15 protein-coding genes and 1 pseudogene are annotated in these 20241 nt (G+C 60.0%); 6 read left to right on the top strand and 10 right to left on the bottom strand.

What is annotated here, in order from left to right; all coding sequences use genetic code 11:
* Positions 1 to 68 precede the first annotated feature (68 nt).
* Positions 69 to 1193 carry a GNAT family N-acetyltransferase gene (locus LCH64_RS25015; RefSeq protein WP_226501598.1) on the bottom strand — a complete coding sequence of 375 codons (1125 nt, stop codon included), beginning with the start codon at positions 1191 to 1193 and terminating at the stop codon, positions 69 to 71.
* 279 nt (positions 1194 to 1472) lie between these two features.
* On the opposite strand from LCH64_RS25015, the gene LCH64_RS25010 reads away from it, so the two are divergent.
* Positions 1473 to 2804, top strand: a complete 1332-nt coding sequence (locus tag LCH64_RS25010) for a putative porin (protein ID WP_103484437.1) — start codon at positions 1473 to 1475, stop codon at positions 2802 to 2804.
* 202 nt (positions 2805 to 3006) lie between these two features.
* On the opposite strand, the gene LCH64_RS25005 is transcribed toward LCH64_RS25010, so the two are convergent.
* The 5 genes from LCH64_RS25005 to aceK form a co-directional block, all read right to left on the bottom strand.
* Complete coding sequence (locus LCH64_RS25005) at positions 3007 to 3246, bottom strand: zf-HC2 domain-containing protein (RefSeq protein ID WP_003222664.1); 240 nt, start codon at positions 3244 to 3246, stop codon at positions 3007 to 3009.
* Positions 3240 to 3854, bottom strand: a complete 615-nt coding sequence (locus LCH64_RS25000; protein ID WP_003222662.1) for an RNA polymerase sigma factor — start codon at positions 3852 to 3854, stop codon at positions 3240 to 3242. The genes LCH64_RS25005 and LCH64_RS25000 overlap by 7 nt, the downstream gene beginning before the upstream one ends.
* 191 nt (positions 3855 to 4045) lie before the next feature.
* On the bottom strand, positions 4046 to 5167 hold the full coding sequence (locus tag LCH64_RS24995; protein WP_007969627.1) for a beta-ketoacyl-ACP synthase III: 1122 nt from the start codon (positions 5165 to 5167) through the stop codon (positions 4046 to 4048).
* Between the two features lie 325 nt (positions 5168 to 5492).
* Positions 5493 to 9404: an ATP-dependent RNA helicase HrpA gene (gene hrpA, locus LCH64_RS24990; protein WP_226501597.1), complete on the bottom strand. Its 3912-nt coding sequence runs from the start codon at positions 9402 to 9404 to the stop codon at positions 5493 to 5495.
* A gap of 213 nt (positions 9405 to 9617) precedes the next feature.
* Positions 9618 to 11339, bottom strand: coding sequence for a bifunctional isocitrate dehydrogenase kinase/phosphatase (gene aceK, locus LCH64_RS24985; RefSeq protein WP_226501596.1), 1722 nt, complete (start codon positions 11337 to 11339; stop codon positions 9618 to 9620).
* Positions 11340 to 11739: 400 nt separating this feature from the next.
* Here aceK and LCH64_RS24980 point away from each other — a divergent pair.
* Positions 11740 to 13364: pseudogene (locus LCH64_RS24980) on the top strand (methyl-accepting chemotaxis protein).
* A gap of 86 nt (positions 13365 to 13450) precedes the next feature.
* A complete protein-coding gene (locus LCH64_RS24975) occupies positions 13451 to 14359 on the top strand; it encodes a DMT family transporter (protein ID WP_226501595.1) in 909 nt (302 codons plus the stop codon).
* Between the two features lie 135 nt (positions 14360 to 14494).
* Here LCH64_RS24975 and LCH64_RS24970 read toward each other — a convergent pair whose 3' ends face one another.
* Positions 14495 to 15358 carry a DMT family transporter gene (locus LCH64_RS24970; RefSeq protein ID WP_226501594.1) on the bottom strand — a complete coding sequence of 288 codons (864 nt, stop codon included), beginning with the start codon at positions 15356 to 15358 and terminating at the stop codon, positions 14495 to 14497.
* A 555-nt stretch (positions 15359 to 15913) separates the two neighbouring features.
* Here LCH64_RS24970 and LCH64_RS24965 point away from each other — a divergent pair.
* The gene (locus tag LCH64_RS24965; protein ID WP_346269213.1) at positions 15914 to 16336 is read left to right on the top strand and encodes a hypothetical protein; all 423 of its coding nucleotides are present in this window, start codon (positions 15914 to 15916) and stop codon (positions 16334 to 16336) included.
* 35 nt (positions 16337 to 16371) lie between these two features.
* A complete protein-coding gene (locus LCH64_RS24960) occupies positions 16372 to 16530 on the top strand; it encodes a hypothetical protein (RefSeq protein ID WP_003222649.1) in 159 nt (52 codons plus the stop codon).
* 58 nt (positions 16531 to 16588) lie between these two features.
* Here the strand turns inward: LCH64_RS24960 and LCH64_RS24955 are convergent, their stop codons facing one another.
* Positions 16589 to 17527 (bottom strand): aspartyl/asparaginyl beta-hydroxylase domain-containing protein, encoded by a 939-nt coding sequence (locus LCH64_RS24955; protein WP_103521574.1) that lies wholly within the window; start codon positions 17525 to 17527, stop codon positions 16589 to 16591.
* A 184-nt stretch (positions 17528 to 17711) separates the two neighbouring features.
* Complete coding sequence (gene cysK, locus LCH64_RS24950; RefSeq protein ID WP_003222645.1) at positions 17712 to 18686, bottom strand: cysteine synthase A; 975 nt, start codon at positions 18684 to 18686, stop codon at positions 17712 to 17714.
* 127 nt (positions 18687 to 18813) lie between these two features.
* Between cysK and LCH64_RS24945 the strand changes: the two genes are divergently transcribed.
* Positions 18814 to 19890: a DUF748 domain-containing protein gene (locus LCH64_RS24945; RefSeq protein ID WP_226501593.1), complete on the top strand. Its 1077-nt coding sequence runs from the start codon at positions 18814 to 18816 to the stop codon at positions 19888 to 19890.
* Here the strand turns inward: LCH64_RS24945 and LCH64_RS24940 are convergent.
* Positions 19871 to 20143, bottom strand: a complete 273-nt coding sequence (locus LCH64_RS24940; protein ID WP_346269212.1) for a DUF2442 domain-containing protein — start codon at positions 20141 to 20143, stop codon at positions 19871 to 19873. The two genes, LCH64_RS24945 and LCH64_RS24940, sit on opposite strands and share 20 nt — an antisense overlap.
* Positions 20144 to 20241 lie beyond the last annotated feature (98 nt).

Raw genomic sequence — 20241 nt, 5'->3', positions numbered from 1 at the left:
AAGCCCCCTCCCACATCAGGAAATCAGCCACGCTCGGGAATGAATGTCGGCGCCGATTAAAGGCGAACTCAGGTTTGGCGGTAGGGCAAGGCTGTTCTGGCTTCCTCGGCGTAGGCCAATACTCCGGCGCGCTCTTGCTGCAGGAAGTCTTTAACTGCGGCTTTCAATCCGGGATGACGCAGGTAGTGCCAGGAATGAGTGATCACCGGTTCAAAGCCGCGAATCAGCTTGTGCTCGCCCTGAGCACCGGCATCAAAACGCTGGTATCCGTGGGCAATCGCATAATCCATGCCCTGATAGAAACACGTCTCGAAATGCAGCCGGTCAAACTCGGCCAGACACCCCCAGTAGCGCCCATAAAAGCTGTCGCCCCCGACCAGACTGAAGGCCATCGCCACCGGCCGTGAACCCTGTCTGGCGAAGACCACCCGAATCGCCTCCGGCATCCGCGCGGCCAGCAGGCTGAAGAACTCGCGCGTCAGATAGGGCGCCTGGCGGCGCACGGCGTAAGTGTTGGCATAGCAGGCGTAGACAAAATCCCATTGCGACTCGTCCAGCTCGCGCCCCGTCAACCATTCGAACTCGAAGCCCTGCCCCGCCACCTGTTCGCGCTCCTTGCGCATCTGCTTGCGCTTGCGCGAACTGAGCGCGTCGAGAAAGTCCTGGAAGTCGCGGTAACCGCGATTCTGCCAGTGATACTGACAGCCGATGCGCTGCAGCCAGCCCGGCTGCTCGGCCATGGCGGCGTCGGTGAAGGGGTCGGTGAAATTGATGTGCGCGCTGGAAAGATCTTCGATTTCCAGATAGCCCGGCAGGCTCTTGAGCAGTTCGAATCCATCCTCGACATTCGCCGCCAACAGTCTCGGGCCGCTGACCGGACTGAACGGCACCGCCGTCAGCAGCTTGGGGTAGTAATCGATGCCGGCCCGGGCGCAGGCATCGGCCCAGCCGTGATCGAACACGTACTCACCGTAGGAATGCCACTTGCGGTAACTGGGCAACGCGGCGATCAACCGACCGCCTTCAACGTGCAGCAGATGCTCGGCTTGCCAACCCGTGTGCGGGCCAACGCTGCCGCTGTCTTCAAGCGCCGAGAGAAAGGCATGGCGCAGAAACGGCTGGGTCTCGGGCACCAGTGCATCCCAGGTCGCCGGGGCGATTTCTGACAGGCTTTGCAGGCGTTGCAACGGCATCAACTGACTCTCCACTTCCGGGCATCAAAGCCGCGCGAGTATCGCTTATCGCTGCCCTTTGCACACGAGCATTCGGACGACAGCGCTCTAGATCAATAGTTCAGGACATCTTTGTATCGTCATCGACATGACATCACTTAGCCACTGCTCTGTCATAAACCATCGCGATACTCGCTCCTGTTTTTAGAGCGCCGGGTTCTACCCGGACACTGTTTTCCGACGTGCGCGTCGGTGTGCCCAGGATGGTTCAGCCATCCCCTCTCATCTTCGGAGATTGCTATGCGTCTTGCTTCCACGAAAACTGCAGCGGCCCTGTGCGGTGGCCTGTTGCTGGCCATGAGCGTTCCGGCCAGTGCTGCAGTCGACGCCAAACTGCTCGACATGCTCAAGGCCAACGGTTCCATTTCCCAGGCGCAGTACATCGAACTGCAAACTGAACTGGCCAAGGATCAGAAGGCTCAGCAAATCGCGCAGCAGGCGCAGCAAGAGACCAACGAGCAAATCGCGGCGACCGCGAAGAAAACCAACGAACTGAGCTCTTTCGACCAGAAACTTGCCTGGGCCGCCAAGACCCAGTTCAAGGGTGACGTGCGTTTCCGTCAGGAGACCGTCAAGAACGATGGCGTGCCGAACAGCAAGGATCAGGACCGTCAGCGCATTCGTGCTCGTCTGGGTGCCTACACCGAAATCAACCCACAGGTGGACACCGGTATCCGTATCGCCACCGGCAGCAGCGACGACGCCCGCTCCACCAACCAGGACCTGAACAACTACTTCGACAAGAAGCAGATCTGGCTCGACCAGGGTTACGTCGACTACCACCCTGACGCAATCAAGAACCTGCACCTGATCGCCGGTAAAATGAACCAGCCGTGGGTGAGCATGGGCGACATCATCTGGGACAGCGACATCAACCCGGAAGGTCTGGCCGTCACCTACAAGTATCCGTTGAACGGCAGCACCGAGCTGTTCGGTAGCGCCGGCCACTACACCCTCAAGGACAACGTCGACGGCGAAGGCGTGCAGTTCAAGCACGACCTGCGTCTGTACGCTGGCCAGTTGGGCGGTCGCTTCGCACTGACCGACAGCCTGAAACTGACCCTGGGCGGCAGCCTCTATTCCTACGACAATGACAAGGACAGCGCCTGCCCGACCACCGGCACCGTCACTGCGCCATGTGCCTTGGCCGTCAACGGCAACAGCCCGAACGAAACCTTCAAACTGTATGAAGGTTTTGGTCAACTGGACATCGCCAACCTGCCAGTGCCGCTGTCGATCTACGGTCAGTACGTCAACAACAAAGACGCCAGCAACGACCAGGACACTGGCTGGCTGGCCGGCGTCAAGACCAAGGTTTATGGCTTCGGGATCGACTACAACTACCGCGACGTGCAGCGTAATGCGGTGGTCGGTGCCTTCACTGACTCCGACTTCGCCAACGGCTACACCGGTTCGCGCGGCAGCAAGCTGAAAGTCAGCTACGAGCTGGACAAGAACTTCACCCTGGGTGCCACCTACTTCATGGCCAACTCGGACTACACCAACGCCAGCCTGAAGAAGACCGACTCCGACATCAATACGCTGCAACTGGATGCCGAAGCCAAGTTCTAAAACGCGTCACCCTGTAGCCTGACGCGGGCGGGACGATCCCCATCATCCGTTCGTTTCGTCCCGCGCCGGGCTATTTTTATCTGACCTGTGGCGAGGGAGCTTGCTCCCGCTGGATTGCAAAGCAGTCCTCTGCTTCTAAGTAAAGCGGGGGCCGCTTCGCGACCCAGCGGGAGCAAGCTCCCTCGCCACAATGGTTCAGCGCCTACAGAAGACTATCTTTTCGGCGTTGCTCGGCCAGGCGTTCGGCCAGCGCGTCCACACCCTCTTGCGGTTTCTCCGGCAGCGCCTTCAGGGTCGCTTGCATCAAACGCATCTGACGAATGAACCGCCGACAGTTCGGGCAAAACATCAGGTGATGGCGTACCAGCAGTTTCTCGCGAAAGCTCAATTGGCCATCGAGATAATCGCTGGAGCGCGCTACTTGTTCCTTGCAGGTCAGCATTCGCCGGTCTCCTCAAAATGCTCCACCGTGGCGAAGACTTTCAGCCGCGCACGATGCAGCAGCACACGGACATTGGAGAGCGAGATCTCCAGAAGATTACAGATCTCTTCCAGTTCCAGACCCTGACGCTCGCGCAGCAGCAACACGCTGCTTTGCAGTTCCGACAGGCTGAGCAAGGTGTGCTCCAGGCAATCACGCAGTTCGCTTTCGGTGAGCAAGGCTTCCGGGGTGTCCTGATGCCAGGCGAATGGCGCCACCAGCCAATGGCCGTCACCGGGAGAGAAGCGATCGTCGTCGATGGTGCCGTGGGGTGACGGAAGATCGTCCATCAACACTTCGCGGCGGTTTTGTTTGTAACGGCTTTTGGCGGAATTGGCGGTGATGGTCAGCAGCCAGGTCTTGAGACTGGAACGACCCTCGAAGCTGCCGATATGGCGCACCACCGAAAGCCAGGCGTCCTGTACCACTTCTTCGACATGGCGCTGACCGACAATCGCGTAAGCCACGGCGCGCATGGCGCTCTGGTAGGTGCTGACCAGTTCCTTGAACGCCTTTTGCTCACCCGCGAGCAGACGTTCGAGCAGTTGGGTGTCGTCGGTTGCGGCCATGCACGCCTCGTTTGCAAATACCGATTAACGTTAACGCATTCGACCCTGTGGCGAGCGAGCTTGCTCGTGCTCGGCGGCGCAGCAGTCGCAAAACCGGCGATTGCGGTTCTTCAGCAAGACCGCAATCGCCGGTTTTGGCAGCGCTACGCACTCCAGCGGGAGCAAGCTCCCTCACCACGAGGGCTGATGACTCAGCGCTTGCGCAGAATCACGCTGCCAATCGAGTACCCGGCGCCGAACGAGCTCAATACCGCCAGCGAACCGCTGGCCAGATCGTCCTGATATTTGTGGAAGGCAATCACCGACCCGGCAGAGCTGGTGTTGGCGTAGGTGTCGAGAATCACCGGCGCTTCTTCTTCAGTGGCTTCACGGCCCAGCAGCTTGCGCACGATCAGGTGGTTCATGCTCAGGTTGGCCTGGTGCAGCCAGAAGCGCTTGACGTCGCCGACGTTGAGTTTGTTCTCCTCCAGGTGCTCACCGATCAGCTCGGCGACCATCGGGCAGACGTCCTTGAACACCTTGCGGCCTTCCTGCACGAACAGCTTGTCGCGGGCGCCGATGCCCTCTTCCGCCGCGCGGTTGAGGAAGCCGAAGTTGTTGCGGATGTTGTTGGAGAACTTGGTCAGCAGTTTGGTGCTGACCACGTCGAACTGGTACTTGGACGTCGCCAGGTCAGCGCGCTCGATGATTACCGCCGTCGCGGCGTCACCGAAGATGAAGTGGCTGTCGCGGTCACGGAAGTTCAGGTGACCGGTGCAGACTTCCGGGTTGACCATCAGGATCGCCCGGGCCTGTCCCAGTTGCACGCTGTTGGCCGCGGCCTGGATGCCGAAGGTCGCCGAGGAGCAGGCCACGTTCATGTCGAAACCGAAACCCTGAATGCCCAGTGCCTCCTGGACTTCGATGGCGATGGCCGGATAAGCGCGTTGCAGATTGGAGCAGGCGACGATCACGCCGTCGATGTCGGCAGCGGTCTTGCCGGCACGTTGCAGCGCCTGTTCCGCGGCGCCGATGGCCATCTGGCACAGGACCGACCATTCGTCGTTGGAACGCTCCGGCAGGCGCGGGGCCATGCGCGCAGGATCAAGGATGCCGTCCTTGTCCATGACAAAGCGGCTCTTGATGCCCGAGGCTTTTTCGATGAATGCAGCACTGGATTCGGTCAGCGCCTGGACTTCACCGCTGGCGATGGCGTCGGCGTTGTCGGCGTTGAACTGCGCAACATAGGTATTGAAAGACTGCACCAGCTCTTCGTTGGAGATGCTGTTGGCCGGGGTGTACAGGCCGGTGCCGCTGATGACGACGTTATGCATGGTCGTTTCTCTAATCTGTTCAGGCAGAAAGCGCTGGCACCGACGTACCAACACACAAAGGGTCTATTCCCGTCCGGGGACGCTGACCTGGCATCTTTTAGTCCGATCCGCGAACTCGCCAAAGGCTCTGGGTCGCGAAAACGGCATTTATGGTCGCGAAGTTTGCCATAAACCCAAGGTTTTGGCGCCTTTCTCAAGCACCACCCCATTTCCCTGTAGGAGTGAGCCTGCTCGCGATTGCGGTGTGTCAGTCACCGTAATACTGACTGACACACCGCAATCGCGAGCAGGCTCACTCCTACAAGGGATTGTATAAGGCTCACTGTCAGGCCTCGACCTGACTCCACTGCTTGCTCAGCCGTTTGTCCGAGATCGGTGCTTTCGTCCCCAACTGCTGGGCGAACAGCGACACCCGGTATTCCTCCAGCCACCAGCGATACAGCTCCAACTGCGGATCGCGTTTGCCTTCCTGCGCATGCTTGGCGGCGCGGGTCTGGTATTGCGTCCAGAGGCCGGCCAGTTCGCCGCTCCAGACTCGATCCTTCTGCACCTGCGCACCGAGTTTCTCGAAACGCTGCTCGACCGCCTTCAGGTAGCGCGGCAACTCCTTGAGCCATTGCATCGGCGTTTCCCGGACGAAACCCGGATACACCAAGTTGCTGATTTGCTGCTTGATGTCATTCAGCGCCACAGCGTGAGCCAGATCGATCTTGCCCTTGAAGCGCTTTTGCAGACCGTGCCACAGCTTGAGGATCTCCAGCGTCAGCCGCGCCACGCGCTCGGCGTGTTCGGTCCAGCTGCCGCGCTTGCGTTCGGCCAATGCCGCCAGCCCGGCGCCGTCACGGGGTAACGGGTCTTCGCCTTCCAGAATGCAGCTGTCGAGGCTGGCCAGCAGAATGTCTTCGACCAGCGCATCGACCCGGCCCAACTCGCGATAGAGCAGGCCCAGCTCAGTGATGCCCGGCAGTTTGCTGCGCAGGAACTTCGCCGGTTCCGCCAGTTGCTGCAGCAGCAGCCGCTGCAAGGCGCGGCGATGCTGGAACTCGGCTTCGGCCGGGGTAGAGAAGCGCCCTTCCTTGACTGTGCCGCCCTCTTCCACCAGCGCCGGATACACCGTCATCGACAGCCCGGCAATCTTCTGCTGGGTCTTTTCCGCCACCGGGGCGAAGACCTTGGCCTCCACCGGTTGCTGACTTTTCGCACTCTGCGGCACCGCCAAAGCCGCCTGGCTGGCTTCGGCAAACCGTGCGGTCAGCTCGGCCAGATCGCGCCCCTCGCCAAGGAACTTGCCCTGGCCGTCGACGATTTCCAGGTTCATCCGCAGATGGCTTTCGACCTGCTGCGCGGCTTCCGCCCACGCCTCATCGCTGACCCGCGCGCCAGTCATGCGCAACAGTTCGCGACCTAGCGCTTGCGGCAGCGAACCTTCGGCGAAGGTCATGCGCTGCAACGCCGCCTTGATGAAGTCCGGCACCGGCACGAAGTTCTTGCGCAGGGCTTTCGGCAGATTGCGCACCAGTGCAATGCACTTGGCCTCGATCAGCCCCGGCACCAGCCATTCCAGGCGTTCCGGCGGCAGCATCGGCAGCAGCGGCGCCGGCACGCGCAGGGTCACGCCGTCGCGCGGGTGATTGGGTTCGAAGTGATAACTGAGCGCCAGTTCCAGATCGCCGATTTGCAGCGTGTCCGGGTAGTCGCGCGCGGTGACTTCACTGGCCTCGCGGGCCAGCACGTCTTCTTCGCGCATGATCAGCAGTTGCGGGTCTTTCTGGCTGTTGACCCGATACCAGCTGTCGAAGGTCGCGGTCTGGTGAATCTCCGCCGGCAAACGCGCATCGTAGAACGCGTAGAGGGTTTCTTCGTCGGCAAGAATGTCGCGACGCCGGGCCTTGGCTTCCAGTTCGTCGAGCTGTTCGAGCAACTGCTTGTTGGCGGTCAGGCACTTGGCTTTCGACTGAATCTCGCCACGCACCAGACCTTCGCGGATAAACAGCTCGCGCGAAACCACCGGGTCCACCGGGCCGTAATGCACCGGGCGGCGACCGACCACGATCAGCCCGAACAGGGTGATCTGCTCGTAGGCCACGACCTGGCCGCGCTTCTTCTCCCAGTGCGGTTCGAAATGGTTTTTCTTGATCAGGTGCCCGGCCAGTGGCTCGATCCAGTCGGCGTCGATCTTGGCAACCATGCGCGCGTAGAGTTTGGTGGTTTCCACCAGTTCGGCGGTCATCAGCCATTGCGGACGCTTTTTGCCGATGCCCGACGACGGGTGAATCCAGAAACGCCGCTGACGGGCACCGAGGTAATCGCCGTCCTCGGTTTTCTGGCCGATCTGGCTGAGCAGGCCGACCAGCACCGCTTTGTGCAGTTTCGGGTAGTCCGCCGGTTCCTTGTTGAGGCTCAACTGCATGTCGCGGCAGATCAGGCTCAACTGGCGATGGGAATCACGCCACTCGCGCAGGCGCAGGTAATTGAGGAAATTCTTCCGGCACCAGTTGCGCAGCGGGCTGGCAGTCAGCGCCTGGCGCTGCTCTTCAAAACCGCGCCACAGATTGACCAGTCCGGCGAAGTCCGAATCGGGATCTTTCCATTGTGCATGGGCCTGATCCGCTGCTTGCTGACGCTCCGGCGGACGCTCGCGCGGGTCCTGAATCGACATGGCACTGGCGACGATCAGGACCTCTTGCAGGCTGCCGAGCTTGGCCGCTTCGAGCAGCATGCGGCCCATGCGCGGGTCCACCGGCAGGCGTGCCAACTGGCGGCCGAGCGGGGTCAACTGACTGTTGCGATCCACCGCCGAAAGCTCTTGCAGCAGATTGAAACCGTCACTGATCGCCTTGCCGTCCGGCGGCTCGATGAACGGGAACGCGGTGATCTCGCCGAGGCGCAGGTGCAGCATCTGCAAGATAACGGCGGCGAGATTGGTACGCAGAATTTCCGGATCGGTGAATTCCGGGCGACCGAGGAAATCTTCCTCGCTGTACAGGCGCACGCAGATCCCCGGCTCGACCCGGCCGCAGCGACCTTTACGCTGATTGGCGCTGGCCTGGGAAATCGCTTCGATCGGCAGGCGCTGTACCTTGGCGCGATAGCTGTAGCGACTGATGCGTGCGGTGCCGCTGTCGATCACGTAACGGATGCCCGGCACGGTCAACGAAGTCTCGGCGACGTTGGTCGCCAGCACCACGCGACGCCCCGGATGCGACTGGAAAATCCGCTGCTGCTCCGCCGGCGACAGGCGCGCGTACAGCGGCAGGATTTCCGTGTGTTTGAGCTGGGCTTTGCGCAGCATGTCGGCGGCGTCGCGAATCTCGCGTTCGCCGGGCAGGAACACCAGCACATCGCCGGGGCTGCGGCGCTCGCTGCGCTCATAGGCGGCGATTTCGTCGAGGGTGGCGAGGATCGCCTGATCCACGGTCAGGTCATCCTCGACGCGGTTGCCCTCTTCGTCCTGCTCCAGGGTCAGCGGGCGATACCAGGTTTCCACCGGGAAAGTACGCCCGGACACCTCGACAATCGGCGCATCATCGAAATGCTTGGAGAAGCGCTCCAGATCGATGGTTGCCGAGGTGATGATGACCTTCAGATCCGGGCGACGCGGCAGCAGGGTTTTCAGGTAACCGAGCAGGAAGTCGATGTTCAGGCTGCGTTCATGGGCTTCGTCGACGATGATCGTGTCGTAGCGCTCGAGGTAGCGGTCGTTCTGGGTTTCCGCCAGCAGGATGCCGTCGGTCATCAGTTTGATCAGGGTGTTGGAATCGCTCTGATCTTCGAAGCGCACCTGATAGCCAACCAGCGAACCGAGCGGCGTGCCGAGTTCTTCGGCCACCCGGCTGGCGACACTGCGCGCAGCGATTCGGCGCGGCTGGGTATGACCGATCAGACCATGCTGGCCGCGACCGATTTCCAGGCAGATTTTCGGCAACTGGGTGGTTTTACCCGAGCCGGTTTCGCCGGCGATGATCAGGACCTGATGCTTCTCCAGCGCCGCCTTGATCTCATCGCGCTTGGCGGCAATCGGCAGGCTGTCGTCGTAACGAATCACCGGCAGGCTGGCACGGCGCGCCAGCACCTGATCGCAGGACGCCTGCATGCGCGCCACCCACTGGGCCAGCTTGGCCTCGTCGGGTTTCTTGCGCAGCTCGAGCAACTGCCGCCGCAGCCGGTGACGGTCGGCGAGCATGGCGTGATCGAGGTTTTTCAGCAGTTTGTCGATGGAGGGCGATTCGTCGGTCATCGGGTACGCAATTCGGTCGTCTGTTTATGCAGGGGGGCGATTGTCGCAGATTTGCCTCCTACTGTGGCGAGGGAGCTTGCTCCCGCTCGGTTGCGCAGCAATCGTAATCCGGTTGTCGGGATGTCACTGACAGGACGCGGTGGATGGTTTCAGGTCCGCTTCGCAGCCCGGCGGGAGCAAGCTCCCTCGCCACAAGTTCGTCATGCTCCGGGATTATTCGTTATCCAATCCTTTACGCCGATAAGGAAAGACATCGATGACTTTCCCCGCCCGAATCGCCTCCTGCAAACCCTTCCAGTAATCAGCGTTATACAACTCGCCATGCAACTGATCGAACAGTTTGCGCTGCCCGGCATCGGCGAACAGGAACGGTGGAAACTCCTCGGGAAACACATCCAGCGGCCCGATCGAGTACCACGGTTCCGAAGCCATTTCGTCTTCAGGTGTGCGCGGCGCCGGGATGTGACGGAAATTCGCTTCGGTCAGGAAGCAGATTTCGTCGTAGTCGTAGAACACCACCCGGCCGTGACGGGTGACGCCAAAGTTCTTCAGCAGCATGTCGCCGGGAAAAATGTTGGCCGCCGCCAGTTGCTTGATCGCCAGGCCGTAATCCTCCAGCGCCTCGCGCACCTGAGCTTCGTTGGCGTTGTCCAGGTAAAGGTTGAGCGGGGTCATGCGGCGCTCGGTCCAGCAGTGGCGGATCAGCACCGTGTCGCCTTCGACCGAGACCGTCGACGGCGCGACCTCGAGCAGTTCTTCCAGGCAGGCCGGATCGAACTTGCTCAGCGGGAAACGGAAATCGGCAAACTCCTGGGTATCGGCCATGCGCCCGACCCGGTCGACGCTTTTCACCAGTCGGTACTTCTCGATCACCGTCGCCCGGTCGACGTTTTTCGACGGCGAGAAACGGTCCTTGATGATCTTGAACACGGTGTTGAAGCCCGGCAGGGTAAACACGCTCATGACCATCCCGCGCACGCCGGGGGCCATGATGAACTGGTCGTCGGTGTTGGCCAGATGATTGATCAGCGCTCGGTAGAACTCGGATTTGCCGTGCTTGTAGAAACCGATCGAGGTGTACAGCTCGGCGATGTGCTTGCCCGGCAGGATGCGCCGCAGGAAGCCGATGAACTCCGCCGGCACCGGCACATCGACCATGAAGTACGAGCGGGTGAAGGAGAAGATGATCGACACGTCGGCTTCGTCGGTGATCAGCGCGTCGATCTGAATCCCGCGACCCTCACGGTGCAGCAATGGAATCACCAGCGGCCACTGCTCGTCGCGGGTGTAGATGCGCCCGACCAGATACGCGCCCTTGTTGCGGTACAGCACCGAGGAAAACAGTTCGACGCTCAACTCCGGATCCTTGCACACCCAGTCCGGCAGGTTCTCGCGCAACTGTGCTTCGAGGCGCTGCAGGTCGCCGGGCAGATCGGCGTAATCCTCGCTGAAGCGATAGTCGGCAAAAATGCTGGCGAGCATCGCCGACAGCTGCCCTTGCGGCTTGTAGGTGCGGGTTTGCGCAGCGCGGGCGCGGCGCAGGCTCGGCCGGGTGGTGTGGATGAACATGCAGCCGTCGCTGATCAGGTCGTGGCTGAACAGCCCGCAGAAGATCGAGTTGTACCAGGTCTCGGACAGCTCATCGTCGAAGCGTAGGTCGATAAGGCTGATGTAGGCGCTTTTCACCAGCGGCCAACTGCTGACATTCATCAGCGTCTCATCGTCGAAATGCTCGCGCAGGCGGGCGATGGTTTCGCCGACCTTTTCTTCGTAGAGGTTGATCCGCGCCGCCGACGCGGTCTGCGCCTCCTGCCAGCGTGCCTGCTCGAAGCGCTCGCGGGCGCCGTCGGTAATCCGCCGGAAATGCTCGCGGTAATCGTCAAAGCCATCGAGGATCATGCGGGCGATGTCGGCGGCTGGCCATTGCTGCGGCATAGATGAGACCTCTGCATGCATGTGGAAATCTGTGCCTGAGCTTAGCCACGGATGCACGCGCAGGAGAAGTGCAATTTCTGCCAAATGCGCGTCAGCGTTGTACAGCGACACAGTTTTTATCAAAGTTTTTTCAGATGACCGTTCGGTCAATTAATCACTCGTTCGGTCTGCTCGGCATTCCCGCGCCAGACCGCGGATTCTCTGGCTTTCGGATCCAATCACCAGCTCAGGCCTCTGGCTTGCGGCTTTGCCCCTGTTGGCAATTGCGGGGCAGGACAGCGTACCGATTGGTCTTACCAAAATAATGGCACTTTGATATACAGCCCGCCAGCACCCGCCCCACAACAAGATCCTCGGCCCACGAGGACGACCTCTCCCCCATAGATCAAGGAGCACTTTGATGTCTATCCGCAATCTGCGCATCGGTTTGCGCGCTGGTTTGAGTTTTGCCGTGCTGGCCGGTCTGCTGGTGATCGTTGGCCTGTTCGGCCTGGGTCAAATGAAAACCCTGCGTGAAAGCGCCGCGGTCATCGAAGAATCGTGGATGCCGAGTATCGAAAGCATTCATGACGCCGCGGCGAATATCGCCAGCATCCGCCTCGAATCTCTGCGCCTGATCACCAGCACCCAACCGGCCGTGCGTGAGCGTAGCAAAGGTCTGATCCAGGTGCAGCGCGAAGAATTGCTCAAGCGCCTCAAAAGCCATGAAGCCTTACTCGCCAGCGATCAGGAACGCGTGATGCTCGACGGTTTGAACGCCGACATCACCCGGTACCTGAGCATCCTCGACCAGATCATCAGCCAGATTGACGCTGGGCAAAACGAACAGGCCTACAACCGCCTGAACAATGATCTGGCCCGCAGGGCAAAGTGCTCGACAAGACTCTGGAGCAGATGATCAGCCTTAACCAGCAAGGCGCTGAAGCCGCCGCCCGGGCCGCGGCTGCGATGTATCAGCGAGCGCTGTGGATTGTCGCAACGATCATCGTTGTCGCCCTGATCGCCACCCTGCTGCTCGCCTGGCTGCTGACCCGCAGCATCACTACACCGATCAATCAGGCGCTGAACGTCGCGCAAAAAATTGCCGCCGGCGACCTCAGCGGCCAGATCGCCGACAACGGGCGCGATGAGGCGGCGCAGTTGCTCACGGCCCTCGCCGAGATGCAAGGCAATCTGCGCTCGACCATCCGGGGCATCAGCGAATCGGCGCAACAACTGGCCTCCGCCGCCGAGGAAATGAGTTCGGTGATGGAACAGAGCACTCGTGGCCTGCAACAGCAAAACGACCAGATCGAGCAGGCCGCCACGGCCGTCACCGAGATGAGCACGGCAGTGGATGAAGTCGCCGCCAACGCGGTGTCCAGTGCCGAGGCGTCCGAAGCCTCGAACGAGGACAGCAAGCATGGCCATGTGCAGGTCAGCGAGACCATCAGCTCGATTCAGGAACTGGTTGGCGCGGTACTCGGCGCCTCCGAGCAAGCCGAAGGCCTGGCCACGCAGGCCCAGGACATCAGCAAGGTGCTGGAGGTGATTCGCGGCATCGCCGGGCAGACCAACCTGCTGGCGCTTAACGCTGCGATCGAAGCGGCGCGCGCCGGTGAAGCCGGACGCGGCTTTGCGGTGGTCGCCGATGAAGTGCGCTCGCTGGCACAACGCACGCAGAACTCCACCGAAGAAATCGAGTTGATGATCAGCAGTATCCAACAAGGCACCGGTGCTACCGTCGGTGCGCTGCAAAGCAGTGCCGAGCAGGCCAGCCACACGTTGCGCCGGGCCAACAGTGCCGGTCAGGCACTGGAGAAAATCACCGCGTCGATTTCGCAGATCAACCAGCGCAACCTGGTAATCGCCAGTGCCGCCGAACAACAGGCGCTGGTGGCGCGTGAGGTTGACCAGAATCTGGTGACCATCCGCGACCTCTCGACCCAGACCGCCGCCGGTGCCACCCAGACCTCTGCCGCCAGTCAGGAACTGTCACGGCTGGCGATCGACCTCAATGGTCTGGTGACACGTTTCGTGCTCTGAGTGCGAAATTAAATGCCCGATTAGCGGTTGCCATCGTCGGGGCGCTCGGCAACACTCTCGTCCCCATCAAGGAAGGAGTGCCCACCGTGAGCCCTGTCGATATCTTTCGTTTGTTGTCGCTGGCAGCGATCTGGGGTGCGAGCTTTCTGTTCATGCGCATCATCGCCCCGGTGATCGGCACCATTCCCACCGCGTTCTTTCGCGTGTCGATTGCGGCTGTGGGGCTGCTGGTGATTCTCGGCCTGATGCGCATCAGCTGGGACTTCAAGGGCAAGCTGAAAACGGTGATGCTGCTGGGGGTGATCAACTCGGGGATTCCGGCGACGCTGTACTCGGTCGCGGCCCAAGTGTTGCCGGCCGGTTACTCGGCCATCTTCAACGCCACCACGCCATTGATGGGTGTGTTGATTGGCGCGTTGTTTTTCAGTGAAAAGCTCACCGCGGCCAAATTTGGCGGCGTATTCCTCGGTCTGTTCGGCGTCGGCGTATTGACCCGCGCCGGTCCCGTGGCATTCGATCTGCAACTGCTGATGGGCGCCCTCGCCTGCCTGCTCGCCACCACCTGCTACGGCTTTGCCGGGTTCCTGACGCGACGCTGGCTGGATCATGCCGGTGGCCTCGACAGCCGTCTTTCGGCCGTGGGCAGCATGCTCGGCGCGACGTTGTTCCTGTTGCCGTTGTTCGGCTACAGCGTGATCACGCAGCCCCCGGCGAGCTGGGGTGGCTGGAATGTCTGGCTGTCGCTGCTGGGCCTGGGCCTGGGTTGCACCGCGTTCGCCTACATCATTTATTTCCGGCTGATGAGTTCGATCGGCCCGGTGAAGTCGATGACCGTGACCTTCATGATCCCGCCGTTCGGCGTGTTGTGGGGGGCGCTGTTGCTGGATGAGCCATTGTCGATGGCGCATGTTTATGGCGGGGTGTTGATTGCGCTGGCGTTGTGGCTGGTGTTGAAGCCTGCGGTGGTGAAGCCCGCTGCCGTAACCGTCCGCTGATTTGCGGCGTTAACAAGTCAGTCTTCGCGAGCAAGCCCGCTCCCACAGGAGGAATGCATTCCAATGGTGGGAGCGGGCTTGCTCGCGAAGAGGCCGGCCCAGACACTGGAAATGCCTGGGTCAGCCTAGTGGTTTTCAAGCGGATTTACGGAACACAAACGCCAGACCGACAATGATCAACAGCATCCCCAGCACACTCAACGCCGCCAGACGATTACCGAAAATCAGGTAGTCCATCACCGCCGTCACCGCTGGCACCAGATAGAACAGACTGGTGACATTCACCAGATTGCCGCGGGCGATCAGGCGATACAGCAACAGCGTCGCCAGCACCGACACCACCAGCCCCATCCACAACACCGGCACGATGAAACCTGCGTTGTGTTCAAAGTGGAACGGCTGAAACGGCACAAAGATCCCGCACAGCAACAGCCCGGCCAGGTACTGCACCGGCAGCGTACCGAGGGGATTGTCGGTGATGCGTTTCTGCATGATCGAGCCGAGGGTCATGCTCGCCAGCGCCAGCAGACCGAACAGCATCCCTGCCCAGGACATCCCGGCCAGACCGATCCCCTGATAAACCACCATGATCAGCCCGGCCAGCCCCAGCGCCAGGCCGAACATCCGGCTCGCCGAGCGCTGGCGCTCCATCAACACCACGGTGAGGATCGGCTGCACGCCCATGAGGGTCGCCATCACCCCCGGCGTGACTTTGGTGTTGAGCGCCAGCAGATAGAAAATCTGATACGCCCCCAACAACACCACGCCCGTAGCCATCGCAAACAGCATCGGCCGACCGCCCTTGGGCAGCTTCAACTTGAGCAGCGGCGCCAACAGCAGCAACCCACACAGGGCGATCACAAAGCGAATCAGCAGAAAGGCAAAGGGCGAGGCGTGGGCCAGCCCCCATTTGGAGAAGATCGCCCCGCTGCTCCACAGCAGAACGAACAGGCTCGTGGACGTCGCCGCAAGCGCGGATTTTTTCGAAAGGACAAACATGAATACCACCTGTAGTCAGGCCAATAGCCAACTCAGCAGAAGCTGAAATTCAGTAGGTTTTTCTGGCGGGCGCAGGGGTCAGCAATGAATGCCGATCAGCCCGAAACGCCAACGCCCGGCGGTGATACGACGGCGCACACCGGCGTGCTACTGACAGGTGGAGGGTAATGACTGATCTGCCCTGGCTGCTGATTCCCGCACGGCACGACGCCAGCGTTGACCGCTGAATCGACTACCGCGTTGATGAGGGATGCAGGCATTGGGGCTGATCTTTTTTGAAGGGTGTGAAACGTGAATCAGCTGATTCACGAGCGCCGACTATAACCAGCGCGGGACATGGATTGCAATGATTTGGACAAAGGGCCAGCAGGGACAGTTGGCCGCGAGGTGAATAGGCTGAAGAGCAACGGATAGGCCCATTGATGGGGGACAGGGAATGCTCGGGATCACATGCCAAGGGAACGGACGAATTTGCGGTATCAGTTGCACAGGTCGCAGGCCAGGAAACAGGCAAGCATCGCAAAAGCTCTATTACAGCTACCAGCGCGGCAAGACTTGTCGAAAGTACGCTTCGAACCCATCGACGCCATAGCACTGAGCGCGTTCGAGCTCTGGGAGAATCCACTTTTTTGCTGGCGAGAGGTTGCCGCATGGAAATCACGAGAACCCCTGTCGCTGGATATCGCAATATGGTTCGAAGAACAGCTCTGCGGACTGTGTTTCGTCAATCCGAACAAAAGCCGCCAACGTATTCGAATCGTACGATTGGAAGGGCGACCCGGAGATTCTCACCCGCTGAAAAATCGTATCGGAACCTTGGCAATGATGGTCATCGATGAGTTCGCCCAAATAATCGGCAGCAAGTTCATTGAAGTCCAGGAGCCGATGCAGGGAGCAATTCCTGTTTATACAAAGCTCGGCTTCAAATTTGATTTGGAAGGTCGTCTTGTCCTCGCAGTGGAGAGTAAAGTATCGTGAAAACAGCTCAAGTAATGATCAATGAGGGAGGGAGCATGCGCAAATCAGTCAAGAAATCCCCCGCTAAGAAAAGATCAATCAAAACAGAAGAAAAGATTGTGTCATCCGGGCTATCAGCCAATCAGCAGCGCTTTCTGCAGCTACTGATTGCAGGCATTGAAGACGAACCCAACGTTCTCGCCGGGCGCCGCTGACTCACAGATAATAAAAAACCGCTCACAAGGAGCGGTTTTTTCATTTCAACATCCGGCTTCAACCAAACAGCCAATATCCCAGCAACGTCAACACCACCACTGCCAGCACCGGGCGCAGGACGCGGTAGGCCTTGGGATTGCGGCGCTTCCACTGTTTGACCACACCGCTGAACCGGTCGCTGAAGTTCTTGCTCCAGGCGTAAGCCTGGTTGATTCCGCCGACACGTTCGTCGTCAAGGTTCTGCGGGGCGGTGGCACGTCCCAGCCAGGCGCTGATGGCGCGGTTGATGCGAGTCATCAGGCGGTTGCTCAGTGGTCGTTCGACGTCACAGAACAGGATGACGCGGGTCTGATCGGTTTCGTTCTTGACCCAGTGCACGTAGGTCTCGTCGAACATCACGTCTTCACCGTCGCGCCAGGCGTAGACCTGACCGTCAACGAAGATCCGGCAGTCGTCGGAGTTCGGCGTCGACAGGCCCAGGTGATAGCGCAGGGAACCGGCAAACGGATCGCGGTGCGGGTTCAGGTGGCTGCCACCCGGCAACAGCGCGAACATCGCGCCTTTGACGTTAGGGATCGCACTGACCAGCGCCACGGTTTTCGGGCACAGGGTCTCGGCCGATGGCAGCGGTTTGTCGTACCACTTGAGGTAGAAACGCTTCCAGCCTTTCTTGAAGAACGAGCCGAAACCGGCGTCATTGTTCTTTTCGGCAGCGCGGATATAGCCCTCGTCGAACAGGTGCATGGCCTCGTCGCGAATGGTTTCCCAGTTATCGCGCAGCACGTCAAGTTCCGGGAACTTGCTGCGATCCAGATAGGGTTTGGACGGAACGCCGGAGAACAGGTACATCAAGGCGTTGTACGGAGCGAACAGCGCCGAGTGATTGACGAACTGACGCAGTACCGGCAGACGCGCCTTGCCGCGCAAATGCACATAGAGGATGCTGCCCACAAACAGCAGCAACACCAACACCTTGGCGGCTAACGAAAAGGTCATCAACGACTCCTTGAATAAAGACAACGCTGCGCATGGCCCTTCACCAGGCATGGCAGCCGGCAATGATAAACACTACCGGCGTGGGGCAACACCCGCCGAACCAAAGATTCAGTATTAAGAATTGCGCAACAAAGCATTTATTAGCATAAGGTTCCTGAATCCCGACTGATCTGCATCAATTCGATTACTGCTGATTCTCCTGTTCCGTGAACAGATCGCTGAACAGCATGCTCGACAGATAACGCTCACCGGAGTCCGGCAGAATCACCACGATGGTCTTGCCCTGCATTTCCGGGGTCTCCGCCAGACGCACTGCTACGGCCATGGCCGCGCCGCAGGAGATACCGCACAAAATCCCCTCTTCCTGCATCAGGCGCAGTGCCATGGCCTTGGATTCTTCGTCGGTGACCTGCTCCACCCGGTCGACCATCGACAGATCAAGGTTCTTCGGCACGAAACCGGCGCCAATCCCCTGAATCTTGTGCGGGCTCGGTTTGATCTCCTGGCCCGCCAGTGCCTGGCTGATCACCGGCGAAGACACCGGTTCCACCGCCACCGACAGAATCGGTTTGCCCTGGGTATTCTTGATATACCGCGAAACGCCAGTGATGGTTCCGCCGGTCCCGACCCCGGCCACCAGCACATCAACGGCGCCGTCGGTGTCGTTCCAGATTTCCGGGCCGGTGGTTTTTTCATGGATCGCCGGGTTGGCCGGGTTATCGAACTGCGATGGCATGAAGTATTTGCCAGTGTCGCTGGCAACGATTTCGGCGGCCTTCTCGATCGCGCCTTTCATGCCCTTGGCCGGTTCAGTCAGTACCAGTTCTGCGCCAAGTGCCTTGAGCACCTTGCGCCGCTCGATGCTCATCGAGGCCGGCATGGTCAGCATCAATTTGTAACCACGGGCGGCGGCAACGAAGGCCAGACCGATGCCGGTATTGCCCGATGTCGGCTCGACAATGGTCATGCCCGGCTTGAGTTTGCCGTTGCTTTCGGCGTCCCAGATCATGTTCGCGCCGATCCGGCACTTGACCGAATAACCGGGGTTGCGCCCCTCGATCTTGGCCAGGATAGTCACGCCGCGCGGCGCGATGCGGTTGATCTGCACCAGCGGCGTGTTGCCGATGGAATGGGCGTTGTCAGCGAAAATACGGCTCATGGCTGGGTCCTTATGCAGCGTTGAATTCAGCCTTTCAAGGTATGCCTGTTGCCGGACACAGTCCAGTCGGGTCGAACGTCTGCGCCGCGCTACAGTCAATCGCTTACATCGTTCGGGAATTGTTGCCATGAAGCGTCGCTACAGCTGGCCATTAGGGATTTTTGCCGTCGTCGTTGTGCTGCTGATCGTCCTGCACATCGCCCTGCCCTACGTGGTGCGCGATTACTTGAACGACAAACTGGCCGACATGGGCGATTACCGTGGCCAGGTCACCGACGTCGATCTGGCCCTGTGGCGTGGCGCCTACCGGATCAACGGCCTGAAAATCGTCAAGGTCGACGGCAAGGTACCGGTGCCGTTCGTCAACGCGCCCGTGATCGATCTGGCGGTCAGTTGGCACTCGCTGTGGTACGACCATGCCGTGGTAGCGCAGGTGCAGTTCTTCAATCCCGAGATCAACTTCGTCGATGGCGGCCCCAACAAACAGAATTCACAGACCGGTAAAGGCACTGACTGGCGGGCACAACTGGGCAAGCTGCTGCCGATCACCCTCGACGAAGTGCAGATCCACGACGGCAAGATCAGTTTCCGCAATTTCAATTCCAAACCGCCGGTCAACATGAACGCCAGCAATGTCGAAGCGAGCATTTACAACCTGACCAACGTGGTCGACAAACAGGGTAAACGCGACGCCCGTTTCGAAGGCAAGGCCAAACTGCTCGGCCAGGCACCGCTGGAAACCACGGCGACTTTCGATCCGCTGAGCAATTTCGAGGACTTCCAGTTCCGCCTGCGCGCCCGCGACATCGAACTCAAGCGCTTGAACGACTTCGCCTCGGCCTACGGCAAGTTCGATTTCAACGCCGGGCATGGTGACGTAGTGATCGAAGCCCAGGCGAAAAAAGCCCAGGTCACTGGCTACATCAAGCCGCTGCTACGCGACGTCGAAGTGTTCAACTGGCAGCAGGACGTGGAGAACAAGGACAAGAGCATCTTCCGCTCAGTCTGGGAGGCCATCGTCGGCGGCACGGAAACCGTGTTGAAGAACCAGGCGAAAAACCAGTTCGCCACCAAGGTCGAACTCAGTGGCAACGTGCACCAGCAAAACATCAGCGCGTTCGAAGCGTTTTTGCAGATTTTGCGCAATGGTTTCATTCAGTCTTTCAATGCGCGGTATGAGCGGCCTAAGCCGGATGCGGGCTAGAGCGCTGCGCCAGCATTTCCAAATAGAGTGTATCTGCGCCGATCTGAATATCCGGTTCCGGCCATTCCACACTCCAGCCGTGATCGCCCAGGATTACAGAGGCGAATATCTCAGGGTCCAGCAATGGCTGGAGTCCTGGACCGTCTTGAAGATCTTGACTCAAATCGACCACCCATCGCTGATCATCGATAAAGGTCAGTTCCAGACAAAAATCAGACCAGACACGAACCGCCGACAGGCGGGGGCGTTTCATCGATAACATCATGCACGTCCTTCATCAGATAATGGGCTGCTTCGCAGCCCAGCGGGAGCGAGCTCCCTCGCCACAGATTTAGTGGGCATCCTGGAGGC

This window comes from Pseudomonas sp. MWU16-30322, assembly GCF_020515535.1.
GTDB classification, from domain to species: Bacteria; Pseudomonadota; Gammaproteobacteria; order Pseudomonadales; family Pseudomonadaceae; genus Aquipseudomonas; species Aquipseudomonas fluorescens_H.
This window is presented reverse-complemented; position numbering and strand designations above follow the sequence as displayed.